We start from the raw sequence: 18417 nt of genomic DNA, 5'->3' as shown, positions 1-18417 counted from the left end.
CCTGAAGATAGGTGGGTGACGACGCATCCTTGGCCGGCTGCGTCGGTGGGGTGCTCGGTTTCAGGAGCGAACGGGTGGTCCGCGCCGGGGGCTGACCCGGCGCAACAGCACTTCGAGCAGGTGGTCCGGCCGGGCCGGGGCGCCGCCGCGGACGTTCTGGAGCGCGGCTCGCGGCGGGGCGGGGCACAGGGCCTGCAGCCTGCCGACCAACCAGGTGAATGCCGCGCCGACGGCGGCCAGGGCCTCGTCCGCGCGGAGCAGCAGCACCGCGGACAGCAGCGTGGCGACCGCGTGCGTGGCGAACATGAGCCAGCCGTTGACCGGCGGCGGCGCCAACATGTGGGTGTGCATGCTGCCGGCGATCTCGGTGAGCAGCACGTGCTGGGCGGCCTGGGTGGTCCCGAGCACGCCGACGAGCGCGACCAGCCCACCACGCCGGACGATTGTCGCGCCGCCCCAGGCGAGAACGGTCGTGAGCAGGGCGGTGAGGGCCGCGTCGGAGAGCGTGCCGCCCGCGGTTCCGTGCGCGGCGACGGCCAGCGCGGCGGAGCAGGACCCGAGCAACCAACCACGTGCGCCCGGCGCACCGTCGGTCGTCCGTCTGCCCATGTCTGCCTACCCTAGGCGGCTGTTCCGGACCGGGGACCGCGTCTCGGCGAACGGTCGTCCCGAACGGTCGTATCGGACCCAATTATTGCGCTCAGCGCAACAATCGTGACGCAGAGCTTGCCAGCAAGGTCAACATAGGCCACCGTGTCGGCCAACAAGCACCCAGCGGGGCGGAGGTGACCAGAGGTGAACCTCTGGGAGTTCATCGGCGAGCGCTGGTCCCGGCTGGCGGTCGAGGCCTACCAGCATGCGAGCGTCGTCATCCAGTGCACGATCATCGCGGCGGTCGTCGGGGTACTTGTCGGCGTCGGTGTCTACCGCAGCCCGCTCGGCTCCACGATCGCGACCGCGCTCGCCAGCACGATCCTCACGATCCCGTCGTTCGCGTTGCTCGGCCTGCTGATCCCGGTGCTCGGCCTCGGCGTCGCGCCCACGGTCACCGCGCTCGTGCTCTACGCGCTGCTGCCGATCGTCCGCAACACGATCGTCGGGCTCGGCGGGGTCGACGCGGCGGTGACCGACGCGGCCAGAGGCATCGGGATGAACCGGATCGCCGTGCTCACCCGGGTGGAGCTGCGGCTGGCCTGGCCCGCGGTCCTCGCCGGCATGCGGGTCAGTACCCAGATGCTGATGGGCATCGCCGCGATCGCCGCGTACGCCAAGGGCCCGGGGCTGGGCACCGAGATCTTCTCCGGGCTCAACCGGGCGGGCAGCGCGAACGCGACCAACCAGGCGCTCGCCGGCACGCTCGGCATCGTGGTCATGGCGTTGGTCATCGACGGCTTGTACCTCGTCATCGCGCGACTTACTACCTCGAGGGGGATCCGTGGCTGAGACCAGTGGTGTGGAGATCCAGCTCGACGAGGTGACCAAGCGCTACCCCGGCCAACGCGAGCCGGCGGTAGACGGTTTCACCATGACGATCAACCCCGGGGAGATCACGATCTTCGTGGGACCGTCCGGCTGCGGCAAGACGACCACGATGCGCATGATCAACCGGCTGATCGAGCCGACCGCCGGCCGGATCACGGTCGGCGGCGAGGACGCGCTGTCGCTCAACCCGGACGACCTGCGCCGGCGGATCGGCTACGCGATCCAGCAGGCGGGGCTCTTCCCGCACCTGACCGTCGCGCAGAACGTCGGCGTCGTGCCGCGCCTGCTCGGCTGGAACAAGCAGAAGATCACCGCGCGAGTCGCGGAGATGCTGGAGCTGGTCGGCCTGGACCCCGGCCAGTTCCTGCACCGCTTCCCGCGCCAGCTTTCCGGCGGCCAGCAGCAGCGCGTCGGCGTCGCCAGGGCACTCGCCGCGGACCCGCCGGTGCTGCTGATGGACGAGCCGTTCGGCGCGGTCGACCCGATCACCAGGGGAAACCTGCAGGACGAGCTGATGCGGCTGCAGACAGAGCTGCGCAAGACGATCGTGTTCGTCACCCACGACTTCGGCGAGGCGGTGAAGCTCGGCGACCACATCGCGGTGCTGGGTGACCGGTCCCGGATCCTGCAGTACGACACCCCGGAGGCGATCCTGGCGAACCCGGCCGACGACACGGTCGCGGGCTTCGTCGGCGCGGGCGCCTCGCTCAAGCAGCTCACCCTGCTGCGGGTGCGCGACATCGAGCTGACCCAGGTGGTCACCGCGACCGAGGACGAGTCGCCGGCCGCGGTGCGGGAGCGGATCGCGGCCGGGGGCCGGCAGTTCGTGCTGATCGTGGACGGGCAGCGGCGGCCGCTGCGCTGGGTGCACACCCGCCAGCTCGGCGGCAGCTCGCTGGCAGGTGTCGGCAACCCGGTCGGCGACCAGGTGAGCACCCAGTCCACGCTGCAGGACGCACTCGAGGCGATCCTCACCGAGGGCGGCGCGGCGGTGGTCACCGGCGGCCGCGGCGAGTACGTCGGCGCGGTCGAGCTGGACGCGGTGGTCGGCAAGATTCGCGAGCTGCGCGAGGAGCACAACTGATGAGCACCACGGCGGACCTCGACCGCGAGGTGACCACGGGCTCGGTCCTGTCCGTCGACTCCGGCTCGCGGCGGGCCGAGGTGGTCCGGCTGTTCCTGCAGCCGATCGCCGCGATCGCGCTGGTCGGTGCCGTGCTGATCTGGGCGTTCAGCTCCGACCTCGACGCGAACGAGACGGCCACGCTCAACTCGGAGACGCTGACCAAGGCGACCTGGGAGCACCTGGTGATCACGTTCGTGGTGACCGTCCTCGTCGTGGTGGTGGCCATCCCGCTCGGCATCATCCTCACCAGGCGATGGGCCCGGCCGATCGCGCCGATCTTCCTCGGCATCGCGACGATCGGGCAGGCCGCACCGGCGATCGGCGTGGTGGTGCTGTACTTCCTGTGGACCTCTCAGGAGGGGCTGTGGGCGGCGGCGGTCCCGCTGGCGTTCGTGTCGCTGCTTCCGGTGTTGCGCAACACGATCGTCGGCATCCAGCAGGTCGATCCGGCCCTTGTGGACGCCGGCAGGGGGATCGGCATGTCGTCGTTCACCGTGCTGCGCCGGGTGGAGCTGCCGCTCGCCGTGCCGCTGATGCTGGCCGGCCTGCGCACCTCGCTCGTGCTGGCCGTGGGCACCGCGACGCTTGCGCTGTTCGTCAACGGCGGCGGGCTCGGCTTCGTGATCGACTCCGGCTACAAGGTGGCCAGGACCAGCGTGCTGCTGGTAGGCGCCACGCTGGCGGTCGGGCTCGCGCTGATGGTCGACTGGCTCGGCGCGCTGGCCGAGCGCTACCTGGGACCGAAGGGGCTGCGATGAGGCGCCTTGCTGGTCTGCTCGCGGTGTGTGCCCTGGTGGCCGGCTGCGGGCTGGACGCCGGCTACAAGCTGCCGTTCGACGTCGGCCCAGGGTCGATCGAGCCGGTGCCGGAGCTCGAGGGCGTGTCGATCACCGTCGGCTCGAAGAACTTCACCGAGAACATCCTGCTCGGCTACATCGCCGAGGTGGCCCTGACCGCGGCCGGCGTGGACGTAGAGGACCTGACGAACATCCAGGGTTCGCCCAGCAACCGGCAGGCGCTTGAGAAGGGCGACATCGACCTGTACTGGGAGTACACCGGCACGAGCTGGATCAACTACCAGGGCCAGACCGAGCCGATCCCGGACGAGCAGGACCAGTACGACGCGGTCAAGAAGGTCGACGCGGAGCAGTTCGGCATCGCCTGGCTGGACTACTCGCCGGTGAACGACCAGTACGCGTTCGCCACCACCCGCGAGTTCGCCGACGAGCATGGTCTGGAGACCCTGTCCGACATGGTGGCGTTGCTGGCGGAGGACCCGTCGCTGGGCACATTCTGCCTGGAGTCGGAGTTCATCAGCCGGCAGGACGGCCTGGCCGGTGCCGAGAAGACCTACGGGTTCGACGTGCCGGACGACAACATCAAGACGTTCGGCCTCGGCACGATCTACGCGACCCTGGCCGGCGGCAACACCTGCAACTTCGGTGAGGTCTTCACCACCGACGGCCGGTTGCTGACCCTGGACCTGGCCGTGCTGGCGGACGACAAGAAGACCTTCCCCCAGTACAATGCGGCGGTGACGGTCCGTGTCGACTTCCTGGATCGCTACCCGCAGCTGGCCGACATCCTGGAACCGATCTCGGCGAAGCTGACCAACGAGGTCATCCTGGAGCTCTCGGTCAAGATCGACGGTGACGGCGTGGACCCGGCCGTGGTCGCGAGAGACTGGTTGGTGAAGGAAGGTTTCGTGACGAACCCGTCCGACTGAGGCGGCGTTCGCGGTGGACATCGCAGGTCTCGAGCGTCGGCTGGCCGAGACCGTTGCCGGGCGGGTCGGCTTCGACGCCGGGACCCGGGCGCTGTACACGATGGACGCCTCGAACTACCGGCAGGTGCCGGTCGCCGTCGTGGTCGCCGAGTCCGGCGACGACGCCGTGGCCGCGGTGGCGGCGGCCCGTGAGTTCGACGTTCCGCTCGTCGCGCGTGGCGGGGGCACGAGCCTCGCCGGCAACTCGACCGGTGGCGGGCTCGTGCTGGACCTGTCCGGGCTGAACAAGATCCACGCGATCGACCCGGTGGCCAGGACCGCACGGGTCGAGCCGGGCGTGATCCTCGACGACCTGCGTGCCGCGGCCGCCGAGCACGGGCTCACCTTCGGGCCGGACCCGTCGACCCACGGCCGCTGCACGCTCGGCGGCATGATCGGCAACAACTCCTGCGGCGCGCACTCGGTCGCCTGGGGCACGACGCTGGAGAACGTCGAGGAGCTCGACGTCCTCCTCCACGACGGCACCCGGCTCACCGTCGGCCCGACCACCGCCGAGGAGCTCGACCGGCGCGCGGCACTGCCCGGCCGCGAGGGCGAGATCCACACCGCGCTGCGCGACCTCGCCGCGGGCAACCTCGCTGCCCTGCGCACCGAGCTCGGCAAGCTCGGCCGCCAGGTGTCCGGTTACCCGCTGCACCAACTGCTCCCCGAGCACGGCCGCAACCTCGCGAAGGCACTGGTGGGCACCGAGGGCACCTGCGTGGTCGTGCTCGGCGCGACGGTCCGGCTCGCCAAGGTGCCGAAGACCCGGGCGCTGCTGGTTCTCGGCTTTCCCGACGACATCGCCGCGGCCGACGCGGTGCCGGCGATCCTGCCGCACGGTCCGCTGACCGTCGAGAGCATGGACGAGCGGATCCTCGCGCTGCGGGATGCCCGCAGCGCCGACACCCGGCCCGAGCTGCCCGACGGGGGTGGGTGGCTGTTCGTCGAGGTCGGCGGCGACGACGTGCCGTCGGCCACCGGCGCGGCCGCCGCCATCGCGGCCCAGCTCGCGGTGCCGCACAGCGTGTACACCGAACCGGCCGAGCAGCGGGCGCTGTGGCGGCTGCGCGAGGAGGGTTCGGGCATCTCGACCCGGATGGCGGACGGCTCGGAGGCGTGGCCCGGCTGGGAGGACGCCGCGGTGCCGCCCGAGCGGCTGGGCGCCTACCTGCGGGAGTTCCGTGCGCTGCTGGAGGGGCACGGTCTGCGCGGCGTGACCTACGGCCACTTCGGCGAGGGCTGCATCCATATCCGGATCGACTTCGACCTCGTGCACGGTGACGGCGTGGCCGCGTTCCGCCGGTTCGTCGAGGAGGGCGCGGACCTCGTCGCCCGGCACGGCGGCACGCTGTCCGGCGAGCACGGCGACGGCCAGGTGCGCGCGGAGCTGCTGCCGCGTATGTACTCGCCGGCCATGATCGAGCTGTTCGAGCGGTTCAAGGCGATCTGGGACCCGGCCGGGCGAATGAACCCGGGCATGATCGTGCACCCGTACCGGATCGACGAGAACCTGCGGTTCGCCGCGGTCAAGCCGCTGCCGATCGTGACCGAGTTCGCGTACCCGCACGACGGCGGCGACTTCGCCCAGGCGATGCGGCGCTGCGTCGGCGTCGCGAAGTGCCGCAACCACGCGGGCGACGGCGCGGTGATGTGCCCGAGCTTCCGGGTCACCGGCGAGGAGAAGCACTCGACCCGCGGGCGCGCGCGGCTGCTGTACGAGATGCTCGCCGGCGAGGTGATCACCGACGGCTGGCGGTCCACCGAGGTGCGCGACGCGCTCGACCTGTGCCTGTCCTGCAAGGGATGCGCGAGCGACTGTCCGGTCAATGTGGACATGGCCACCTACAAGGCGGAGTTCCTGCACCATCACTATGCCCGTCGGGTGCGGCCGGCATCGCACTACTCGATGGGGTGGCTGCCGGTGTGGTTGCGGCTGGCGTCCCGCATGCCGCGGCTGGCCAACGCGACGATGTCCGCGCGGTGGTCATCGGCGCTGCTCAAGCGGCTCGGCGGGATCGCGCCGCAACGGTCGCTGCCGGCGGTGGCGCGCCAGCCGTTCAACCGCTGGCTGCGCCGGTCTCCCGCGTTCGGTGGCCGGCGGGTGGTGCTGTGGCCGGACACGTTCACGAACTTCTTCGCGCCGGAGATCGGCATCGCGGCGGTGCGGGTGCTGCGTGCGGCGGGCTTCGACCCGGTGCCGCCGGCCGGGCGGGTGTGCTGCGGGCTGACCTGGGTGTCGACGGGCCAGCTCACCAAGGCGCGCAAGGTGATGCGACGGAGTCTGCGGGTGCTGGAGCCGGAGCTCGCGGCCGGGACGCCGGTTGTCGGTCTCGAGCCGAGCTGCCTGTCCGCACTTCGCGGCGATGTCCCGGAGCTCACCGGCGACCGCCGCGCGGTCTCTTTGGCCGCGCGGAGCTTCACGCTGGCCGGCTTCCTCGCCGAACATGCTCCCGAGTGGACCCCGCCGTCGGTGCCGCGGACCGCGATCACCCAGGTGCACTGCCACCAGCACGCGACCCTCGGCTTCGACGCCGAAGCGGCACTGCTGGCAAGGGCGGGCGTCGAAGCCAACCGTCTGCCGTCCGGCTGTTGCGGCCTGGCCGGCACCTTCGGCTTCGAGCGGGACCACTACGAGGTGTCCCAGGCGCTGGCCGAGCAGACGCTGCTGCCGGCGGTCCGCGAGGCCTCGCCGGAGACGCTGGTGCTGGCGGACGGTTTCAGTTGTCGAACCCAGGTCGCGCAGGGCAGCGACCGGCGCGCGGTCCATCTGGCCGAGGTACTGGCCGACGGCCTGCCGACCTGATCGTGGTCAACCGACCGGTCTGCGGGCAGACCCCCGCCGGCCGACGCCGCGGTTCAGCGGGCCACCGGCAGCGGCTGCGTGACCTGGTCGCCGGGTGGGGCCAGCGGCAGGGTCACCGTGAAGCGGGCGCCGCCTTCCGGCGCCGGGCCTGCCTCGACGGCGCCGCCCATGCGGGTGACGAGGCCGTGCACCAGCGCGAGCCCGATCCCCGTGCCGACCGGTCGCACGCCCGCGTAGCGCGAGCGCAGCACGCCCCGCGCGAACGCCTCCTGATAGTCCTCGTCGGACAGTCCGGGCCCGCCGTCGCGCACCTCCAGCACCGCCGCGCCCGGCACCGCGCGCAGCGCGAACACGATCGGCGCGCCCGCGGGCGTGACGCGCAGCGCGTTCTCCGCGAGCCCGTCCACCACCTGACGCAGCCGCCGCGGGTCGGTGTGCACGGGCACTGGATGGTCAGGCGCGTCCACGAAGAACGGCACACCCTCGGCCGCACACCGGCTCTGCCACACCCGGGCCGACTCGGCGACGAGCACCGTGAGATCCACATCGACGAGGTCGAGCCGGAAGTCGTCCGCGCCGAGCCGGGCCAGGTCGAGCAGGTCGGACACCAGCCGGTTGAGCCGACCGGCCTCCTGCCCGATGACCCGGCCGACCTCGGGCACCTCGTCGCCGGTGACGACCCCGTCGGCGAGCGACTCGGCGAACCCGCTGACCGCGGTCAGCGGCGTGCGCAGCTCGTGCGAGATCGACAGCAGGAACTCCCGCTGCCTGGCCTCGCTGTGCGCCAGTGCGTTGGCGAGCGCGTTGATCGACTCACCGACCTCGACCAGCTCGCGCGGGCCCTCCGGCGGCACCCGCAGGTCCCGCCGCCCGTGGCTCATCGCCGACGCCACGGCCGCAGTGCGCCGCAGCGGCCCGGCCAACCGGCGAGCGAGCAGCCACCCGGCCCCCGACGCGACGAGCAGCCCGATCCCCAGCGCGAAGACCACGTTGCCGATCAGCCGCCGCCCGGTTCCCTTGGCCGTGGCGACCTCCCCGACGAGCGCGATCACCCGCTGCCCCTCGATGACCCGCCCCTCGACGAGCAGGACCGACCCACCGACCCGGGCGCTGCCGTGCAGCGGCCGGGTCGCCGTGACCCGGGTGATCCCGGCCCGGCGCGCCGCCTGCACCGCCGCCGGGTCGTCCCCGACGACGCCCCCGCCCGCCCCGCGCCGAACCACCGAGACCCCCTGCCCCTCCAGAATCTGCTGGAGGCGACGCCCGATGCGCGGCGAGTCGGCGAGCTGAGCGGCCACGACGTCGGCCTGGTCGGCGAGTGTCTGTTGGGTCAGCTCTCTGGAGGCGGTGCTGACGAGTCGAACCGCGATGCCGCCGGCGACGAGCGCCATGACTCCGGCGACCGCGAGGCAGAGTGCGGTGGTCCGAACCGCCAAGGACGACGGCCGCTTCACGGCGACTCCGCGGGGGTCAGGTGTCGCTCGTGTGGGACTGGCTGGTCGGCGGGTGCCTGTTGGGTCGGTTTCGGGTGTGCGGTAGTGACGAAGCGAAGCGCGGTGTCGCCTGCCACCGGCGCTTTGACCGCGGCGACGGCGGGGCCGGGTGCGGTGGTTCGGACCGCCAACGACGATGGCCGCGTCACGACCACTCCGTGGACGGCAGGTCTCGCCCGCGTGCGGAACGGGGCGGTCATGGGTTGTCCGCGGAGTAACCGACGCCCCGGACCGTCCGGATGGGACTGGTCGGGCCCAGCTTGGCTCTGAGCTGGGCGATGTGGACGTCCACGGTCCTGGTGCCCGAGGCGGCCTCGTATCCCCAGACCATGCTCAGCAGCTGGGCGCGTTCGAACACCTGGCGAGGGCGGCGCATCAACGCGGTCAGCAGGTCGAACTCCGTGGAGGTGAGGGACACCTCCACACCGTCGGTCCAGGCCCGGCGTTGGGTGAGGTCCAGGCGCGTGCCGGCGAGCTCCAGAATCTCGGTGGCCGGGGTGCCGGTGGCGCGGCGGCGGACCGAGCGGATCCTCGCCACGAGCTCGCGGGGGCTGAACGGCTTGGTCACGTAGTCGTCGGCGCCCAACTCGAGGCCCAGGACCCGGTCGACCTCGTCGTCGCGAGCGGTGACGAACAGGACCGGGGTCCAGTCGTCCGAGGACCGCATCGCTCGGCAGACCTCGATGCCGTCCAGCTTCGGCAGGCCGACATCCAGCACCACGGCGACCGGGCGGAGGCGGCGCACGGCCGCCAGCGCCGCCTCGCCGTCGGTGGCCACGTGCACGCCGTAGCCGTCCCGCCGCAGGTAGCGGCTCACCAGGTCGGCGATGGCGGCGTCGTCCTCGACCACCAGCACCAGACCTCGCTCATCCGGCATGCATCACCTCGAGTCACTCGTTCAGTTCGGACTCAATGCTGTCCAAGGTGGACTCGACGTCGTCGAACCGTTGCTCCACCGAGTCACCCGGGCCGCCCGGACCGCCGGAGTCACCGCCGCCGGCATCCCGGCAGCCGGCGCCCAGCAGCAGCACGGACGACGCGACCAGCGCGATTATCCGGGCCCGCCTCACTTCGCCCCGCAGTGCTCGGCGCGGAAGTCGGCCGCCCACTTGTTGACCTGGTTGAGCTGCTCGACCCGCCCCTCGCGGCGGTCGGCCCGCTCCTCCAGTAACTCGGCCGACGTCTCGCGGCCGGCACCACGCTCCTTCTCGGCCCGCGCGCGCAGCCAGGCGGCCGAACCCCGCACGTCCGCGCCGCCGTTGATGCGCTCGACCAGCTTGCTCGTCCGCTTCTCGATCTTGGGCAGCCGATGGTCGCACAGCCTGGTGACCTGCTCCGGGCTCAACGTGATGGTGACCGGCGCCGGCTGCGACGACGACGGGTCCTCCTGGGCCACGGCCACCGCGGCGCCGCCGAGCAGCACCGTCCCGACCACCGCGCCGCCGATGACGACCCTGGACATCCGGTTCATGTCGCTCCTCTCGTGGATGTTTCCGACGAGACCCACTGTGCCGGTGGGATGTGAGCGAGTTGCCAGGTTCGTGTTCGGGTCCGGTAAGGGTTTCAGAGACCCAGTCGGGTGAGCAGGCGCTGCTCCAGCTCGTCCAGCTCGGTGCCCGCCGCCTTGTGTGCGGCCCTGCGCCGGGCGGACGGCATCCGCTCGGCCGCCCGCACGGCCGCGGTGAGCTGGCGCAGCGTCGTCTCCGAACGGTCGGCGAACGTCCGGTCCCCGGCCGTCGCGTCCGGCTTCTCGCGCAGCTCGGTGATCGCCTCGGCGGCGCCGGTGATGCGGGCGTGCAGCGCACCGCCCTTGCCGGAGAACTGGGCCAGGTCACCGACCGCCACGCCCATGCGGCGGGCGCGCATCCTGTCGATCTGGTCCCGGGCCTCGCCGAACGCGCGGAGCACGAAGGGCGCGACGACCGGTATGACGGCCGGCCCGACGATCTTGGCCACGGCGAGCGCGTTCTTCGCCTTCTTGGGAGTGAACCGCGGATCGCCCGGCACGACGTCCGCCGCGCGCTTCCTGAGTGCCATGCGAAGAACCTACTTGGGAGTGAGGCGTGGAGCACGCCGGCTACCTGCCGTGTTCTGTCGGTGGGTCCGCCTAAACTGCGAACCGTGACAACTTCGGTGCTGCTCGACGCTGGCGTGGTGACTCGGTGCCGGCGACGGGTGCACCTGGAGCACGACCCCACCATGGTCGGCACGGTCACCGCGCCCCCCGACCCCACCGCCGAGCAGCGGAAGGCCGACGCCACGGCACACCGCCGGTCCATCGCCGACGAGATCGCCGGGCTGGTCGGCGGTGTCGACGGCGAGGGCTGGACGGAGATCCCGCGCGGCGCCGGCCACCGCAGCGCCGAGCGCGAGCAGGCCACCCTCGAGGCGATGGCCGCCCGCGCGCCGCACATCTGGGCCGCGCAGCTCCCGCGTGATCATCCCGGCGGCCGCCGCGGTGCCGTCGACCTGCTGGTCGCCACCGAGGGCGGCTACGTCCCGGTGCTGGTCGTCCGGCACAAGGTCAGCGACCCGGGCACCGGCGCGCAGACCTCGCCGCTGGCCAGCCCGGTGCCGTCCGCACGCGGGGCGGACCCCGCCCGCCGGGTCCGCCCGCAACCTCGTGACCAGCTCAAACTCGCCCATTCCTACCGGCTGCTCGAGGCCTGTGGCCAGTCCGACGGTTCCGCGCTGGGCGGTGTCGTCGGGCTCGACGGCGACGTGGTGGTCTGGCACGACCTCGAGGTACCCAGCTGGCCGGGTGGCCGCGGCGCGCTCGCCGAGTACGACGCCCGCTTCGCCGACCGCCTGGCCATCGCCACCACCGCGGCCACCGGCGGCGAGGCGCTGGCCCAGCCGTCCCGCATCGTCGAGTGCCGCACCTGCCCGTGGTGGCCGGTCTGCCAGGTCGAGCTGGAGGGCGCCCGCGACGTGAGCCTGGTCGTGCGCGGCGAGGAGGCGGGCACGCTGCGGGCGGCGGGCGTGCGCACGGTCGACGACCTGGCCCGGCTCGACCCCGACGACGATTCCCTGCCGCCCACCGGCATGCCGCTCACCGACGCGGTCGGCCTGGCCAAGGCGTGGCTCGCGGACCTCACGGTCGTGCGACGCATCCCCCGGATCAGCGTCCCGCGCGCCGAGGTCGAGGTCGACGTCGACATGGAGAGCTTCGGCGACTCCGGTGCCTACCTGTGGGGCGTGTGGTTGTCCGGGGCGGATGTCGGCGAGCCGCACGGCTACCGTGCGTTCGCCACCTGGGAGCCGCTGCCCACCGACGACGAGGCGCGCTCGTTCGCGACCTTCTGGCAGTGGCTCACGCTCATCCGCCTGCGCGCCAGCGCTCGCGGGCTGAGCTTCCGGGCCTACTGCTACAACGAGCTCGCCGAGAACCGCTGGCTGCTGTCCTCGGCCAAGCGGTTCGCCGGCAAGCCGGGCATCCCCACCACCGAGCAGGTGCAGGCGTTCATCGGTTCCGACGCCTGGTTCGACCTGTTCGGCAGCGTGCGCGACCACTTCCTGTGCTCGCGGGGCAAGGGGTTGAAGACCATCGCCCCGGCGGCCGGGTTCGCCTGGCGCGACGCCGAGGCCAGCGGCGAGAACTCCATGCGCTGGTACCGGGACGCGGTCGGCATGGACGGCTCACCGGCCGACGACGGGCAGCGCCGCCGGCTCCTCGAGTACAACGAGGACGACGTGCACGCCACCCTCACCCTGCGCCGCTGGATGACCTCGCCCGCGGTCAACCAGATCCCGTATGTCGGCGACCTCTAGTGTCCTGAGTCGGAGATTCGTCACCACCTCCGGCGCCCGCGCGGCGGCTGGCGGCGTTGGCGGAAAGCCCGAGTACGACCCGGTACGAGGGATTCCCTCCGCCTCGCCAGGAACGATCTGGATCCCCGGCAAACGTCAAACAACCTCGAACTCACGACACTAGCGAGGCGCCATGCGCAGGGCGCCGTCCATGCGGATGACCTCCCCGTTCAAGTAGTCGTGCGCGATGATCGTCAGCGCCAGGCTCGCGTACTCCTCCGGCTTTCCGAGCCGCTTCGGGAAGGTCACGCCCTCGGCCAGGGCCGCGCGGAACTCGTCGCCCACCGTCGCCAGCATCGGGGTGTCCACGATGCCCGGCGCGATCGTCATCACCCGGATTCCCGAGGAGGCGAGGTCGCGGGCCGCCGGCAGGTTCAGGCCGATCACGCCACCCTTCGACGCCGCGTAGGCGGCCTGGCCGATCTGGCCCTCGTATCCGGCGATGGACGCCGTGTTGATCGCCACGCCGCGCTGGCCGTGCTCGTCGGGCTCGGTCTCGGCGATGGCCGCCGCGGCCAGGGTGAGCACGGTGAACGTACCGATCAGGTTGATCTCCACGACCTTGCGGAACAGGCCGAGATCGTGTGGGCCCTTGCGGGACAGGATGCGCGCGGACGGGCCGATGCCGGCGCAGTTGACGACCACGCGGAGTGGCACCCCGCTGCCCGACGCCGTCTCGACGGCGGCGGCGACCTGGTCCGGGTCGGTCACGTCCGCCGCGACGTAGGTGATCCCGGCGACCGACGGGGCTTGCTCGATGGCCGCCGGCAGATCGAACGCGAACACCCGCGCACCGTTCTGCGCAAGCGCTTGCGCGGTCGCGCCACCCAGTCCGGAAGCGCCGCCCGTCACGATCGCCGCGGTGTCGCTGATCTGCATGCCCGTTCCCCTTTCTCGGCTACCGCAAGAGAGGTTAACGGGCGTTCAACCACCGTCCCGAGTGGCGCTGCTCACCTGAGCTCGCCCGCCAGCAGGTCCATCAGGAGGCCGTCGTGCCAGCCGTTGCCGTCGTGGTCGCGCTCGTACCGGCGCATGATCCCGACCGGCTGGAAGCCCACCGCCGCGTAGCACTTGACCGCCGCATCGTTGTCCGCCGCCGGGTCGATCACCAGCCGGTGGTGGCCGCGGTCCTCGATCAGGTGCCTGGCCAAGGTCCGGACCGCGTCCCGGCCGACGCCGCGGCCGTGCACGGTCGGGTCCAGGAAGATGTCGATCGACGCGTGGCGGTACCCGGGATCGTCCTCCTCGCCGTACTGGATCATCCCGCGCACCTCGTCGTCGACGAGCACCGCGAAGCACGTGACCTCGGGGTCGTCCAGCGGCCAGCCCGGCTCCGCGTCCGCCTCGCCCCAGCGGACGGCCACCGCGGGCGTGTGCAGGATCCGCCGCAGCTCCGGCACATGTGCCGGGAGCACCGGCACCAGCTCGGTCAGGTCACCACGTAGCACCCACGCACGCTAGCCGTTCCCATCCGGGTGCCGTCCACCGAAATTCAGGAGCAGCACGAGCGGGATGGCCGCGAGCAGGGCGAGGAGCACGAACAGACCGGCCGCCGCGAGGAGTTCCATACAAACACCCTGGTAGCAGGGCTGCCGCGGGCGCGTCGGCCATCAGTGGTGTTCTGCGGTCCGTCCGGGGGATGACCGGATATCACCCTCAGCGACGACCCGGCGGGCAGATCTCGTCGAGGACCAGCAGGTCGTCAGCGGTCGGGTGCCACTGGACGGAGGAGGCGTTGGCCATCGCCTGCTCGGGAGTGGTCGCGCCGGCGATCACCGAGCCGACCGGTCGCTGGGCGGCGAGCCACCCGATCGCGACCGTCGCCATGCTGATGTTGCGTTCCTCGGCGAACGCCCGGAGCTTCTCGATCCGGTCCCACGGCGCGTCGGCCAGCAGCCGGGTCCGGCCGGCCAGCCGCGCGTTCGCCGGCGGCTCGACGTCACGCTGGTACTTGCCCGTCAGCAGGCCGTTGGCCAGCGGGAAGTAGGGCATCACGCCCAGGCCGAACCGGTCGCACGCCGGCAGCACGTCCCGCTCGGCCTCGCGCTCGAGCAGCGAGTAGTGGTTCTCCGCGGCGACCGGCGCGGAGAGGTTGTGGGTGCGCGCGATCCACGCCGCGTCCGCCACCTGCCAGCCGGCGAGGTTGCACACCCCGGCGTAGCGGATCAAGCCGTCGCGCACCAGGTCGTCCAGCGCGCCCAGGGTCTCCTCGATCGGGGTGTTCGGGTCCGCCCGGTGCAGCTGGTACAGGTCGATCCAGTCGGTGCCGAGCCGGCGCAAGGACGCCTCCACCGCGCGCTTGACATAGCGACGCGACCCGCGCGCGCCGAAGTCCGGACCGTTGGCGCCCTGCATGTCCACGCCGAACTTCGTGGCGATCACCGCGTGGTCGCGCCGGCCGGACAGTGCCTGGCCCAGCAGCTCCTCGCTGCGGCCCCGCGGCGCGCCGTAGACGTCGGCGACGTCGAACAGGTTGATCCCGGCGTCTATCGCGGCCCCGATCAGCGCGCGGGAGCCGGCCAGCGACTCCGCCGCCGTCCCCGGCCTGCCGAGGTTGTTGCAGCCGAGCCCGACGACGCTGACCACCAGTCCGGATTCACCCAGGTGACGCAATTCCACTCGATCAACCTACTAAGCCGACTGGCCACGATCTAGCTGCCAATCGGTGGGTATTGGCTGCTCTTCGCCGTGCGGTAGCCGCGCCGCGAATACCGTCGACCGCCATCACTGCCGGCGACACGGCGACCGAACCACCGGGGCGCGGTGTGAATCGGGCGCCGGTGAGGCACGCTATGCGCCATGAGCAGTGCACCTGATGACGAGAAACCGTCGGCGTCGACGTGGATCGCCGACCACATCTCGAGCCAGGTCGGCCGAACCTTCGTGGTCACCGGAGCCAACAGTGGGCTCGGGCTGGAGACCGTTCGTGCCCTCGGCGGCCTCGGCGCCACGGTGATCCTCACCGTGCGCGACGAGGGCAAGGGCATTCGCGCACTGGACGAGCTGCGCGGGGAGCAGCCGGAGGCCCACTTCGAGGTCAGGGTGCTCGACCTCGCCGACCTCGACTCGGTCCGCGAGTTCGCCGGCACCGTCGAGGAGGTCGACGTGCTGATCAACAACGCGGGCGTGATGATGCCGCCGCGCGGCACCACCAAGCAGGGCTACGAGCTGCAGTTCGGGGTCAACCACCTCGGCCACTTCGCGCTCACCGGACTGCTGCTGGACAAGCTCGTGCGGTCCGAGGACGGGCGGGTGGTCACGGTCAGCTCGGGACTGCACAAGCGCGGCCGGATCCACTTCGACGACCTGCACGGCGAGTCGAACTACTCGCGTACCAAGTACTACTCGCAGTCCAAGCTGGCCAACGTGGTGTTCGCGCTGGAGCTCAACCGCAGGCTGCGGGCCAACACCATCCCGATCCGCAGCGTTCTCGCACACCCCGGCTACTCGGCCACCAACCTGCAGACCACCGGCCCGACCGGGGTCGGCAAGCTGGTGATGAAGGCCACCACCAAGTTGTTCGCCCAGGACGCGATGATGGGTGCACTCCCACAGCTGTACGCGGCGACCGGCGCCGATGTGGAGAGCGGCCAGTTCTACGGGCCGGACGGGCGGGGCGAGTCCAAGGGTTTCCCGACCGTCGTCGAACCGCTCGACGCGGCACGCGACCGCGAGCTCGCCAAGCGGCTGTGGGACATCAGCGAGGAGCTGACCGGAGTGGAGATCCGCCTGGCGCCGTAGACCTCGCCGGCAAGGGAGGTGCACCGTGAGCACCCACTACCACTCCTGCACGCTGTGCGAGGCCACCTGTGGCATCGCGGTCACCGTCGAGGACGGCCGGGTCGTCGGCATCCGCGGCGACGCGGCGGATCCGTTCTCCCAGGGCTACATCTGCCCGAAGGCGACCGCGCTCGCGGACCTGCGGGACGACCCGGACCGGTTGCGCCACCCCGTGGTGCGCACCGGGGACGACTGGCGGGAGGTCGGCTGGGACGAGGCGTTCGACCTCGTCGGCCGGCGGCTGCGGGAGGTTCGCGCGAAGTACGGCAAGCACGCGCTCGCCGTTTACCAGGGCAACCCGACCGTGCACAACCTCGGCCTGGTGACCTACGGGCAGCTCGTGTTCCGCGGCCTCGGCACCCGCAACCTGTTCTCCGCCAACTCGGTCGACGCGCTGCCGCACATGCTCGCCGCGCGGCTGATGCTCGGCCACCAGCTGCTGATGCCGGTGCCGGACATCGACCGCACGGACCTGTTCGGGTGCCTCGGCGCGAACCCCGCGGTGTCCAACGGCAGCATCATGACCGCGCCGAACGTACGTGGCCGGCTCAAGGCGATCCGCGAGCGTGGCGGTCGGGTCGTGGTCGTCGACCCGCGACGTACCGAGACCGCGGCGCTCGCCGACCGGCACCTGTTCCTCCGGCCCGGTACCGACGCGTTGCTGTTGCTCTCGCTGGTCCACGTGCTGTTCGCGGAGCACCTGGTGCGCACCGGCCGGCTCGGCCGCTACCTGTCCGGTGTGGACGCTCTGCGCTCGGCGTCGGCGCACTTCGCGCCGGAGACCACCGCGCTCGCCACCGGGGTTCCGCTCGACGACGTGCGGTGGCTGGCCCGCGCGCTGGCCGCGACGCCGCGGGCGGTGCTCTACGGTCGGTCGGCACGTGCACGCAGGAGTTCGGTGGGCTCGCGACCTGGCTCGTCGTGGCCGTCAACGCGCTGACCGGGCATCTGGATGAGCCGGGCGGCGCGATGTTCACGACGCCGGCCGTCGACATGGTGCCGGTCGCGCGGATGGTGGGCCAGCGCGGACACTTCGACAAGTGGCGCAGCAGAGCCCGCGGGCTGCCGGAGTTCGCCGGCGAGCTGCCGGCAGCGACGTTCGTCGAGGAGATGGAGACGCCGGGTGCGGGCCAGATCCACGCGCTGGTCACGGTCGCCGGCAACCCGGTGCTGTCCACCCCGAACGGTGCCCGGCTCGAGCGTGCCTTGCCTGGACTGGACTGGACTGGACTTCATGGTCTCGATCGACCCGTACCTGAACGAGACCACCCGGTTCGCCGACGTGATCCTGCCCCCGACCGTCTACTTGGAACGGTCGCACTACGAGCTCGCGATGGCGACCTACTCGGTGCGCAACGTCGCCAAGTACTCGCCTACGGTCTTCGAGCGCGGCCCGGACCAGCGGCACGACTGGGAGATCGTCGTCGAGCTGGCCGCCCGGCTGTTCCCCAGGCCCGTGGGCCTGCTGGCCAAGGTGCTCGGTCGCCGGATGCCACCCGACGCGTTCCTGAACACCTGGCTGCGCACCGGGCCGTACGGCCTGGGCCGGGGCGGACTTTCCCTTGCGGTGCTGGAGAAGCAACCGCACGGGGTGGACCTCGGCCCGCTCGAGCCCCGGCTGCCCGGCCGGCTCGGGCTGCACCGGCGGATCAACCTCGCGCCGCGCGAGTACCTCGCCGACCTGCCGCGGCTGCGTGGCCGGCTCACCGCGACCCGGGACGGCCTGGTGCTGATCGGCAGGCGGCAGCTGCGCAGCAACAACTCCTGGATGCACAACAGTGAGCGGCTGGTGAAGGGCCGCGACCGGTGCACGCTGCTGATCCACCCCGACGACGCGGCCGCCCGCTCGCTGACCAACGGCGCCACCGCGCGGCTCGCGACGAGGGCGGGGGTGGTCGAGGTGCCGGTCGAGGTGACCGACGCGATCATGCCGGGCGTGGTGAGCCTGCCGCACGGGTGGGGCCACGGCCGACCCGGTGTGCGGCTGTCGGTGGCGGCCGCGCACCCCGGGGTCTCGGTCAACGACGTCACCGACGAGCGGCTCGTCGACGCGCTGACGGGCACCGCGGCGGTGTCCGGCGTGCCGGTCGTGGTGACGTCGGCGGATCTCCCTCTCAGGTAGGGGAGCCCTCGCGCCACGGCGGGACCCGTCCGG

Annotated in this window: 18 protein-coding genes; 9 read left to right on the top strand and 9 right to left on the bottom strand. The window is 71.8% G+C overall.

The window, feature by feature from the left end; genetic code table 11:
* Nucleotides 1–60: 60 nt before the first annotated feature.
* A complete protein-coding gene (locus tag GEV28_RS13930) occupies nt 61–609 on the bottom strand; it encodes a hypothetical protein (protein ID WP_291412401.1) in 549 nt (182 codons plus the stop codon).
* A gap of 186 nt (nt 610–795) precedes the next feature.
* Here GEV28_RS13930 and GEV28_RS13925 point away from each other — a divergent pair, with 186 nt between their 5' ends.
* The 5 genes from GEV28_RS13925 (at nt 796) to GEV28_RS13905 (ending at nt 7179) form a co-directional block, all read left to right on the top strand.
* A complete protein-coding gene (locus GEV28_RS13925; protein WP_291412399.1) occupies nt 796–1443 on the top strand; it encodes an ABC transporter permease in 648 nt (215 codons plus the stop codon).
* The gene (locus tag GEV28_RS13920) at nt 1436–2566 is read left to right on the top strand and encodes an ABC transporter ATP-binding protein (RefSeq protein ID WP_291412397.1); all 1131 of its coding nucleotides are present in this window, start codon (nt 1436–1438) and stop codon (nt 2564–2566) included. Before GEV28_RS13925 ends, GEV28_RS13920 begins: the two co-directional genes overlap by 8 nt.
* The gene (locus tag GEV28_RS13915) at nt 2566–3366 is read left to right on the top strand and encodes an ABC transporter permease (protein ID WP_291412395.1); all 801 of its coding nucleotides are present in this window, start codon (nt 2566–2568) and stop codon (nt 3364–3366) included. Before GEV28_RS13920 ends, GEV28_RS13915 begins: the two co-directional genes overlap by 1 nt.
* Nucleotides 3363–4334 (top strand): glycine betaine ABC transporter substrate-binding protein, encoded by a 972-nt coding sequence (locus GEV28_RS13910; protein ID WP_291412392.1) that lies wholly within the window; start codon nt 3363–3365, stop codon nt 4332–4334. The genes GEV28_RS13915 and GEV28_RS13910 overlap by 4 nt, the downstream gene beginning before the upstream one ends.
* A 100-nt stretch (nt 4335–4434) precedes the next feature.
* Nucleotides 4435–7179 (top strand): FAD-binding and (Fe-S)-binding domain-containing protein, encoded by a 2745-nt coding sequence (locus GEV28_RS13905; protein ID WP_291412435.1) that lies wholly within the window; start codon nt 4435–4437, stop codon nt 7177–7179.
* 53 nt (nt 7180–7232) lie between these two features.
* Here the strand turns inward: GEV28_RS13905 and GEV28_RS13900 are convergent, their stop codons facing one another.
* The 5 genes from GEV28_RS13900 to GEV28_RS13880 all read right to left on the bottom strand — a co-directional run bounded on the left by GEV28_RS13900 (nt 7233) and on the right by GEV28_RS13880 (nt 10709).
* Nucleotides 7233–8633: a HAMP domain-containing sensor histidine kinase gene (locus tag GEV28_RS13900; RefSeq protein WP_291412390.1), complete on the bottom strand. Its 1401-nt coding sequence runs from the start codon at nt 8631–8633 to the stop codon at nt 7233–7235.
* Nucleotides 8634–8868: 235 nt separating this feature from the next.
* Nucleotides 8869–9549, bottom strand: coding sequence for a response regulator transcription factor (locus GEV28_RS13895; RefSeq protein ID WP_291412388.1), 681 nt, complete (start codon nt 9547–9549; stop codon nt 8869–8871).
* Between the two features lie 13 nt (nt 9550–9562).
* Nucleotides 9563–9742: a hypothetical protein gene (locus tag GEV28_RS13890; RefSeq protein WP_291412387.1), complete on the bottom strand. Its 180-nt coding sequence runs from the start codon at nt 9740–9742 to the stop codon at nt 9563–9565.
* Nucleotides 9739–10143, bottom strand: coding sequence for a hypothetical protein (locus tag GEV28_RS13885; RefSeq protein ID WP_291412385.1), 405 nt, complete (start codon nt 10141–10143; stop codon nt 9739–9741). Before GEV28_RS13885 ends, GEV28_RS13890 begins: the two co-directional genes overlap by 4 nt.
* A gap of 92 nt (nt 10144–10235) precedes the next feature.
* Nucleotides 10236–10709: a DUF6474 family protein gene (locus GEV28_RS13880; protein WP_291412383.1), complete on the bottom strand. Its 474-nt coding sequence runs from the start codon at nt 10707–10709 to the stop codon at nt 10236–10238.
* Between the two features lie 84 nt (nt 10710–10793).
* Between GEV28_RS13880 and GEV28_RS13875 the strand changes: the two genes are divergently transcribed.
* A complete protein-coding gene (locus GEV28_RS13875; protein ID WP_291412381.1) occupies nt 10794–12443 on the top strand; it encodes a TM0106 family RecB-like putative nuclease in 1650 nt (549 codons plus the stop codon).
* A 159-nt stretch (nt 12444–12602) separates the two neighbouring features.
* Here the strand turns inward: GEV28_RS13875 and GEV28_RS13870 are convergent, their stop codons facing one another.
* From GEV28_RS13870 to GEV28_RS13860, 3 genes are all read right to left on the bottom strand, one after another.
* Nucleotides 12603–13361 carry an SDR family NAD(P)-dependent oxidoreductase gene (locus GEV28_RS13870; RefSeq protein ID WP_291412379.1) on the bottom strand — a complete coding sequence of 253 codons (759 nt, stop codon included), beginning with the start codon at nt 13359–13361 and terminating at the stop codon, nt 12603–12605.
* 71 nt (nt 13362–13432) lie between these two features.
* Nucleotides 13433–13930 (bottom strand): GNAT family protein, encoded by a 498-nt coding sequence (locus GEV28_RS13865; RefSeq protein WP_291412377.1) that lies wholly within the window; start codon nt 13928–13930, stop codon nt 13433–13435.
* Between the two features lie 208 nt (nt 13931–14138).
* Nucleotides 14139–15068, bottom strand: coding sequence for an aldo/keto reductase (locus tag GEV28_RS13860; protein WP_367115102.1), 930 nt, complete (start codon nt 15066–15068; stop codon nt 14139–14141).
* 213 nt (nt 15069–15281) lie between these two features.
* On the opposite strand from GEV28_RS13860, the gene GEV28_RS13855 reads away from it, so the two are divergent.
* The 3 genes from GEV28_RS13855 to GEV28_RS42290 all read left to right on the top strand — a co-directional run bounded on the left by GEV28_RS13855 (nt 15282) and on the right by GEV28_RS42290 (nt 18384).
* Nucleotides 15282–16223: an oxidoreductase gene (locus GEV28_RS13855; protein ID WP_291412373.1), complete on the top strand. Its 942-nt coding sequence runs from the start codon at nt 15282–15284 to the stop codon at nt 16221–16223.
* Between the two features lie 25 nt (nt 16224–16248).
* A complete protein-coding gene (locus GEV28_RS42295) occupies nt 16249–17202 on the top strand; it encodes a molybdopterin-dependent oxidoreductase (protein ID WP_367115101.1) in 954 nt (317 codons plus the stop codon).
* A gap of 294 nt (nt 17203–17496) precedes the next feature.
* On the top strand, nt 17497–18384 hold the full coding sequence (locus tag GEV28_RS42290; RefSeq protein WP_367115100.1) for a molybdopterin dinucleotide binding domain-containing protein: 888 nt from the start codon (nt 17497–17499) through the stop codon (nt 18382–18384).
* Nucleotides 18385–18417 lie beyond the last annotated feature (33 nt).

It is taken from the genome of Actinophytocola sp., assembly GCF_009379765.1.
In the GTDB taxonomy this organism is placed as follows: Bacteria; Actinomycetota; Actinomycetes; order Mycobacteriales; family Pseudonocardiaceae; genus Actinophytocola.
The sequence above is the reverse complement of the archived record's forward strand: the minus strand, read 5'-3'. Positions and strand labels throughout refer to the sequence as shown.

Bases quoted from the DNA above. Each gene is read 5' to 3' on its own strand.
- GEV28_RS13930 (WP_291412401.1), bottom strand. From the start codon at position 609: ATGGGCAGACGGACGACCGACGGTGCGCCGGGCGCACGTGGTTGGTTG.
- GEV28_RS13915 (WP_291412395.1), top strand. From the start codon at position 2,566: ATGAGCACCACGGCGGACCTCGACCGCGAGGTGACCACGGGCTCGGTC.
- GEV28_RS13910 (WP_291412392.1), top strand. From the start codon at position 3,363: ATGAGGCGCCTTGCTGGTCTGCTCGCGGTGTGTGCCCTGGTGGCCGGC.
- GEV28_RS13905 (WP_291412435.1), top strand. From the start codon at position 4,435: ATGGACGCCTCGAACTACCGGCAGGTGCCGGTCGCCGTCGTGGTCGCC.
- GEV28_RS13895 (WP_291412388.1), bottom strand. From the start codon at position 9,549: ATGCCGGATGAGCGAGGTCTGGTGCTGGTGGTCGAGGACGACGCCGCC.
- GEV28_RS13885 (WP_291412385.1), bottom strand. From the start codon at position 10,143: ATGAACCGGATGTCCAGGGTCGTCATCGGCGGCGCGGTGGTCGGGACG.
- GEV28_RS13880 (WP_291412383.1), bottom strand. From the start codon at position 10,709: ATGGCACTCAGGAAGCGCGCGGCGGACGTCGTGCCGGGCGATCCGCGG.
- GEV28_RS13870 (WP_291412379.1), bottom strand. From the start codon at position 13,361: ATGCAGATCAGCGACACCGCGGCGATCGTGACGGGCGGCGCTTCCGGA.
- GEV28_RS13855 (WP_291412373.1), top strand. From the start codon at position 15,282: ATGAGCAGTGCACCTGATGACGAGAAACCGTCGGCGTCGACGTGGATC.
- GEV28_RS42290 (WP_367115100.1), top strand. From the start codon at position 17,497: ATGGTCTCGATCGACCCGTACCTGAACGAGACCACCCGGTTCGCCGAC.